Raw genomic sequence first — 6,415 nt, forward strand, 5'->3', positions numbered from 1 at the left:
CAACGGACACCCTCACCGGCTAAATCCCCAGTTTGGTGAGGGTGTTCCGCAGCGTCTCGGCGGAATCATGGAACTTCCGGGTCTCCAATTCGTCCAGCGGCATTTCCAGCATGCCGTAGACACCGTTGATCCCCACGATCGAGGGAAGCGACAGTGCAACGCCCTCAATCCCGTAGGCACCCTGCATGATTGCCGACACCGGCAGCACGGCGTTTTCCGCCTGCATGACGGCTTCCACGATCCGCACCCCGGCCAGCCCGATGGCGTAGTTGGTGGCCCCCTTGCCCTCAATGACCCGGTAGGCCGCCGTCACCACATCATGCGTGACGGCATCCAGGTACTCCTGGGTGAACACCTGCCGGCCGCTGATCTTCCAGTCCCGGATCGGCACCGGCCCGATGGAGGCGCTGGACCATACCGGAAACTCCGAGTCCCCGTGCTCACCAATAATGGTGGCGTGCACACTGGTCATCAGCACGTGCGCTTCCCGGGCCAGGAGCAGCCGCAGCCGGGAAGTGTCCAGCACGGTGCCGGAGGAGAAAATCCGGTTCCATGGAAGGCCGGATGCTTTCTGAGCGGCCACCGTCAGCACGTCACAGGGGTTGGTGACAATAATGTAGACAGCGTCCGGTGCCTGCTCCATCAGCTGGATCATCAGGTTCTGGATGATGCCCGCATTCACCCCGGCCAGATCAAGCCTCGACTGCCCCGGCTTCTGCCGGGCTCCCGCGGTGATGACAATGACATCCGAACCCGCCAGCGCCTCAATGTTTCCGCCGCCCGTCACCGTGTTTGCGCCCGTGAACTGCGTGCCGTGGGCAAGATCCAGTCCTTCGGCTTCCGCGCGGGTGGCGTCAATATCGTAGATCGCTATTTCCCGGGCCGCGTCGCGGATGATGGCGGCGTAGGCGAGGGACGTCCCAACGCTCCCGGCGCCTACGATTCCCAGTTTGGTGACGGGCCTGGTGGTGATGTTGGCCATGGCAGAGCCTCGCTCCATAGGTTGGATCCTCTTTCCAGCAATGGTAAAGGCGTGCCCCGTGCAGGGGAACGGCAACGGAAGCCACGGGCACTTCTTTGCCGCGAGTCGTGTTTTTCGTGCTCCCCGTCCCGGACAAGCCTCGGCCCCCAAAAAGTTGTCACCAGGGGGTAGACAGCCATGGAAACGACGCGCACACTTCACACCATGGATAGTCACCCCGGGGATGACAGCCCCGAGCTCCTCCCCGGATCCCGCTGGGACAGCATTCTGTCCCACCGGTCTCCGGAAGAGCAGAGAGCCGTTGCCGGCCGCTTCGAGGCAGCCGGATTGTCAGCAGAGCGCGTGCGTGCCGTCCTGGCCGACGGCGGGGACCAGCTGTACGCTGCAGCCGCGGAAGGCTCCCCCGGATGGGCGGAGCAGTTTGGCGGAACACTGGCCGCAGCACTGCTGGCCGGTGAAATAGGCGCGCTCGCGGCCCGGCTGGGCCGGCGGGCCTCGGGCATCAGGTCACTCGCGGCGGCGGACCTGCTCGAGGATTTCAGCGCCGTAACGGTCGCCGAAGAGCTGGGCGTGTCCCGGCAGAAGATATACGAGATAGCCCGGGGCGGGCTGCGCGGCCCGCACCTGGACACGGTCCCCTGGAGGTCTCCGTGAAACAGATTAATGAACGAGTCCAGCTCCCCGACGCCAACCGGCAGTACCTTGTCCATCCGCTGGATTTGGAACCGGCGCGCCGGTCGTTCCTGCTGAGCTGGGCGCTGGGCATTATCGGCACTCCCCAGGTCTTTGCCGCCGTCGCGGCCCTGGTGTGGGTCCTCAGCAACAACTTCGTGGCCCCCTTTATCGCGGCCGGATCGACCATGCTCTTCGGCAACCTCGCGGCGGCCTGGTTCCGCCGGGAGGCATGGTCCAACATCCCCGGCAAGCGCCGGGACCCGGACCGGCGCCTGTTGGGACTAAACCTGCTGGCCGCCGTCGTACAGGCACTGGCGCTGGCAGCAGCGGCGGTTCTTTTAATCCTGTGGTTCATCAACCGTGATGTCTCCCCCGAGGTGGCGGCCTACGCCACCGGCACGGTCACCGCCGTCACGGTGCTTATGGCGGTCGATGTGGCGGTGACCGCCGTCCGGACCCGCAGCGGAACGGCAGCCCTGGCACCGGCGGTAAACCTGCTCGTGGTGGCTGCGGTCTCCTGGTGGGGATTCCTGGTGATCGCCGGGCGGACCGGACCGCTGGACGTGTCCACGGTCATCACGGGAGCGGCGGTGCTTCTGACCGTCTGGGTCCTGTGGCTGATCTGGTCGGCGTGGCAGCGCCGGCGCATTGCCCGCGGCGCCGCAGGCGGCAGTGCGGCTCCGGCCGCTTAGGCGAAACGGCTCAGGTAACCGGCGCGGGACTGCTCCACGTGGGAACGCATCAGTTCCTGGGCGCGTTCCGCGTCGCCGGAGTCGACGGCGGCCATCAACACCCGGTGCTCGCTCCAGGAGTCCTTGCCGCGGTTGTCCACATCCGCTGCGTAGAGCCATTCGATCTTGCCGGCCAGCTGGCGCAGCAGCGCAGTGAGCGAGCGGCTGTCCGCCAGTTCGGCCACCGCCAGATGGAACCGGACATTCAGCTCCGGCAGCTCTTCAAGCCTGCCCTCCGCCACAGCCGTATCTCCGGCGGCCAGGATTTCGGCAACCCTGCCCCGCGCCGCCCACCACTCGTCGTCGGGCATTCCCGCGGCGAGCTGCCGGCCGGCACGCTCGGCGGCCCGGCGGGCAGTAGCCGTTTCCACGACCGTCCGGACGGCGAAGAGATCATCGGCCTCGTCCACCGGAATGTTGGAGACGGTGGACCCGGCGTAGGGCCGGGACTCCACGAAGCCCTCCGCTTCCAGGGTGCGCAGCGCCTCCCGGACCGGAACACGGGAAATACCGTATTTGCGGGCCAGCGACGCTTCGGTGATCCGGGACCCCGGCGTCAGGACGCCGAAGATGATGTCGCGGCGGATCTCGTCTTCAATGCGGTCCTTGGGCGCGCCGGGGACCCCGGCCGGTGCTGGATCAGCGGGCAAATGCCGCTCCCGGGATGGCGCTGAGGAGCTCCGAAGTGTAATCCTGCTGCGGAGCCAGGAAGACCTGATCCGCCGTTCCGCTCTCAATGACTTCTCCGGATTTCATGACTACTACATTATGTGCAATCTGCCGGACAACGGCGAGGTCATGCGTGATGAACAGATAGGTCAGCCCCAGCCGGTCCTGTAAATCGGCCAGCAGCGACAGGATCTGGTCCTGCACCAGCACATCCAGTGCGGACACCGCCTCGTCGCAGATGAGCAGTTCCGGCTCGGGAGCCAGGGCACGGGCGATGGCCACCCGCTGCCGCTGGCCGCCGGACAGCTCGTTTGGCCGGCGCTGGGCGATGCTGCGCGGGAGTGCCACCTGGTCCAGCAGCTCAGCCACGCGGCTGCGGCGGGTGGTCCGGTCTCCGATACCGAAGATGCGCAGCGGTTCGTCGATCAGCCGCTCAATGCTGAAAGTGGGGTCCAGCGATCCGTACGGGTCTTGGAACACCGGCTGCACCATCCGGCGCAGGCGGCGCCGCTCCGGTCCGCGGCTGGCGGAGATCGATTCCCCTCCCACCAGTGCCTCCCCGCCGGAGGGCGTCTCCAGTCCCAGCAGGATGCGGGCCACGGTTGTCTTGCCGGAGCCTGATTCACCCACGACGGCGGTGGTTGTTCCCCTGGCCACGGTGAAGGACACATCGTTGAGAGCCTGCACCACCTGTCCGCGCTGTCCCCGGAGCTTGAATTCCTTCACCAGGCGCCGAACCTCCACTACCGGCTCCGGAGGGTGCTCTGCCGGCGCCGCCGCTGATGAGTCCTCGGGCGACAAAGCGGCAGAGACCGACGGCGCCGCCGCCACCAGCGCTTTCGTATAGTCCTGCACCGGATCCAGCAGAATCTGCTGCGGGGTGCCTTCCTCCACAATCCTGCCGTCCGCCATCACGATGATCCGGTCGGTGCGGTCCGCTGCCAGTCCCAAATCGTGAGTGATAAAAAGCAGGGTGGTGCCGCGGGCCTCCACCAGCTTCTGCAGGTGGTTCAGGATCTGCCGCTGCACCGTCACATCCAGGGCGGAGGTGGGTTCATCGGCGATCAGCAGCTCCGGATCGCCGGCCAGCGCAATGGCAATGAGTACGCGCTGGCGCATGCCGCCGGAGAATTCGTGCGGATACTGGCCGTAGCGCCGTTCCGCCTCGGGGATTCCGGCCTCAGCCATGAGCTCCACGGCGCGGCGTTTGACGCCCTCCCGGTTGTTCTCCGTGACTCCCCGGCTTCCGTTGCTGATCAGCGCATCGGCAATCTGTGCCCCCACCTTCATGGCCGGGTTGAGGTTGGACATGGGGTCCTGGGGGACCAGGCCGATGTGCCGTCCGCGGATACCCCGCATCCGGGCTTCCGGTGCGCCGGCAAGGTCCGTGCCGTCGAGCTCAATGGACCCTGCGGTGATTCGTCCGCTCCCCGGCAGCAGCCTCAGGACCGCGGCAACAGTGGTGGACTTGCCCGAACCGGACTGCCCCACGATGGCCACGCGCTCGCCCCGGCGCAGGTTCAGGCTGATGCCGTGCAGCACAGGGGTGCCGCCGAAGCTGACTTCCAGGTCCCGCACCGCAAGCAGCGTGTCCGGATGAGTGGTTTTAGCGTCCTGCTGCATATCCCTGCGCTCCCCTCGGATTGGCGGCTGCCTTGAGCAAACCGGTGGCCGGATCGCTGACCACCGAAGACAGCCGGCCCAGTGCCCAGTCCCCGGCGCGCGTCACCACATGGCCGCGGGCTTCCAGGCCTGCGATGACGTCATCCCCCAGACGGTCCTCCACCACGGCTCCGCCGGGCGTCCAGGTCCGGGGATAGAAGGATCCGGGAATGGAGGTGGTGTGCAGGGCGGGAGCGTCCACGGCCTGCTGCGGAGAGTATCCGCCCACCAGGGTGCGCAGCAGGTAGAGCAGCTGCCACTGGTCCTGCTGGTCCCCGCCGGGCGAGCCCAGGGCCGTGACTGCCTTGCCGTCCTTGAGCACCAGGGTGGGCGTCAGGGTGGTCCGGGGCCGCTTGCCCGCGGCGAGGGTGGACGGTGCGCCCGCTTCCAACCACGTCATCTGCAATCGTGATCCCAGGCAGAAGCCCAGTTCCGGAATGGTGGGCGAGGACTGCAGCCAGCCGCCCGACGGCGTCGCGGAGACCATGTTTCCCCACTGGTCCACAACATCCACATGGCAGGTGTCACCGCGGGTTTCCCCGGTGGGCATAACGGTGGGCTCCCCCACCCCTGCGAAGGCATGCTGCCCCTCAAGGGCGGGGGCGAAGTACTCGGTGCGCAGGGGCGGCAGGAACGGAGTGTGTCCCGGCACCGTGCCGGGACGGAATTCATGTGAGGCCCGGTCCGTGATCAGCGCGCGGCGGGTGGCGGCGTACTCCTCGCTGAGGAGGTAGTCCATCGGAACATCGGCGTCACCGTAGTAGGCCTCGCGGTCCGCGATGGCGAGCTTTTGCGCTTCCAGGATGGTGTGCGCGCCCAGCTCGGTGGAGGGGTCCAGGTATTCGTCGTCGTAGCCGGCCAGGATCGCCAGGGTCTGCAGCAGGGCCGGTCCCTGCCCCCAGGGCCCGGTCTTGGCGATGGTGTGGCCGCGGAATTCATAGGTCAGGGCGGGCTCGTAGGAGGCGCTGCTTGAGGCAAAATCCGCCAGGGTCATGACGCCGGCGTGATCCGCGCCGGAAGAATGCCGGTGCGGCACGGACAGGAAGTCCACAGCGGCGCGGGCCACGAAACCTTCGCGCCATTCGCGGCGGGCTGCGTCGATCCGTTCTTCCCGGCTGCCCTCCGGACTGCCTGCTGCCGCAAGCCGGTCCAGCACCGATGCGTAGGCTTCGTTGCGGATCATGTCGCCGTCTTCCGGAATTCGTCCTTCGGGCATCCACTGGGCGGCGGAGGTGGGCCAGTGCTCGGTGAAGAGGTCCGCCACGGAGGCGATGGTGGTGCCCACCCGGCCCACCACGGGATGGCCGTTGCGGGCGTAGCCCGCGGCAAAGGCGAGGACGTCACCGAGTTCCCAGGTGCCGTGGTCCCGCAGGAGCATCAGCCAGGCGTCGACGGCGGCCGGAACGGCTGCGGCCAGGGCGCCGGCGCCTGGAACCAGTTCCAGTCCCTCGGACAGGTAGTGTTCCGGGGTGGCTGCGGCGGGGGCTGCTCCCTGGCCCATGAGGACCACGGGTTCGGAGGGGTTCCCGGCGGTGACAAACACTCCGGTCATGTCCCCGCCTGGACCATTGAGGTGCGGTTCCACCACGTGCAGGACGAAGGCCGCAGCCACGGCCGCGTCGAAGGCGTTGCCGCCGCGTTCCAGCACGGCCTGGGAGGAGGCGGTGGCCAGCCAGTGGGTAGAGGCGCTCATGCC

6 protein-coding genes are annotated in these 6,415 nt (G+C 67.4%); 2 read left to right on the forward strand and 4 right to left on the reverse strand.

Annotated elements, in window-relative coordinates; translation table 11 throughout:
* Positions 1 to 19: 19 nt before the first annotated feature.
* Positions 20 to 1,000: an L-lactate dehydrogenase gene (locus QMA10_RS17530; RefSeq protein ID WP_290170509.1), complete on the reverse strand. Its 981-nt coding sequence runs from the start codon at positions 998 to 1,000 to the stop codon at positions 20 to 22.
* A gap of 186 nt (positions 1,001 to 1,186) precedes the next feature.
* Between QMA10_RS17530 and QMA10_RS17535 the strand changes: the two genes are divergently transcribed.
* Positions 1,187 to 1,636 (forward strand): hypothetical protein, encoded by a 450-nt coding sequence (locus QMA10_RS17535; protein WP_290170510.1) that lies wholly within the window; start codon positions 1,187 to 1,189, stop codon positions 1,634 to 1,636.
* A complete protein-coding gene (locus QMA10_RS17540; RefSeq protein WP_290170513.1) occupies positions 1,633 to 2,349 on the forward strand; it encodes a hypothetical protein in 717 nt (238 codons plus the stop codon). The genes QMA10_RS17535 and QMA10_RS17540 overlap by 4 nt, the downstream gene beginning before the upstream one ends.
* Here QMA10_RS17540 and QMA10_RS17545 read toward each other — a convergent pair.
* The 3 genes from QMA10_RS17545 to QMA10_RS17555 form a co-directional block, all read right to left on the reverse strand.
* Positions 2,346 to 3,038, reverse strand: coding sequence for a GntR family transcriptional regulator (locus tag QMA10_RS17545; protein ID WP_290170515.1), 693 nt, complete (start codon positions 3,036 to 3,038; stop codon positions 2,346 to 2,348). The two genes, QMA10_RS17540 and QMA10_RS17545, sit on opposite strands and share 4 nt — an antisense overlap.
* Positions 3,028 to 4,680, reverse strand: coding sequence for an ABC transporter ATP-binding protein (locus QMA10_RS17550; RefSeq protein WP_290170516.1), 1,653 nt, complete (start codon positions 4,678 to 4,680; stop codon positions 3,028 to 3,030). Before QMA10_RS17550 ends, QMA10_RS17545 begins: the two co-directional genes overlap by 11 nt.
* On the reverse strand, positions 4,664 to 6,415 hold a 1,752-nt coding region (locus QMA10_RS17555; protein WP_290170518.1), incomplete at its 5' end, for a gamma-glutamyltransferase. The genes QMA10_RS17550 and QMA10_RS17555, both read right to left, overlap by 17 nt.

Origin of the sequence: Arthrobacter sp. APC 3897 (genome assembly GCF_030407495.1) — a bacterium.
In the GTDB taxonomy this organism is placed as follows: domain Bacteria; phylum Actinomycetota; class Actinomycetes; order Actinomycetales; family Micrococcaceae; genus Arthrobacter_B.

Bases quoted from the DNA above. Each gene is read 5' to 3' on its own strand.
- QMA10_RS17535 (WP_290170510.1), top strand. From the start codon at position 1,187: ATGGATAGTCACCCCGGGGATGACAGCCCCGAGCTCCTCCCCGGATCC.
- QMA10_RS17550 (WP_290170516.1), bottom strand. From the start codon at position 4,680: ATGCAGCAGGACGCTAAAACCACTCATCCGGACACGCTGCTTGCGGTG.
- QMA10_RS17530 (WP_290170509.1), bottom strand. From the start codon at position 1,000: ATGGAGCGAGGCTCTGCCATGGCCAACATCACCACCAGGCCCGTCACC.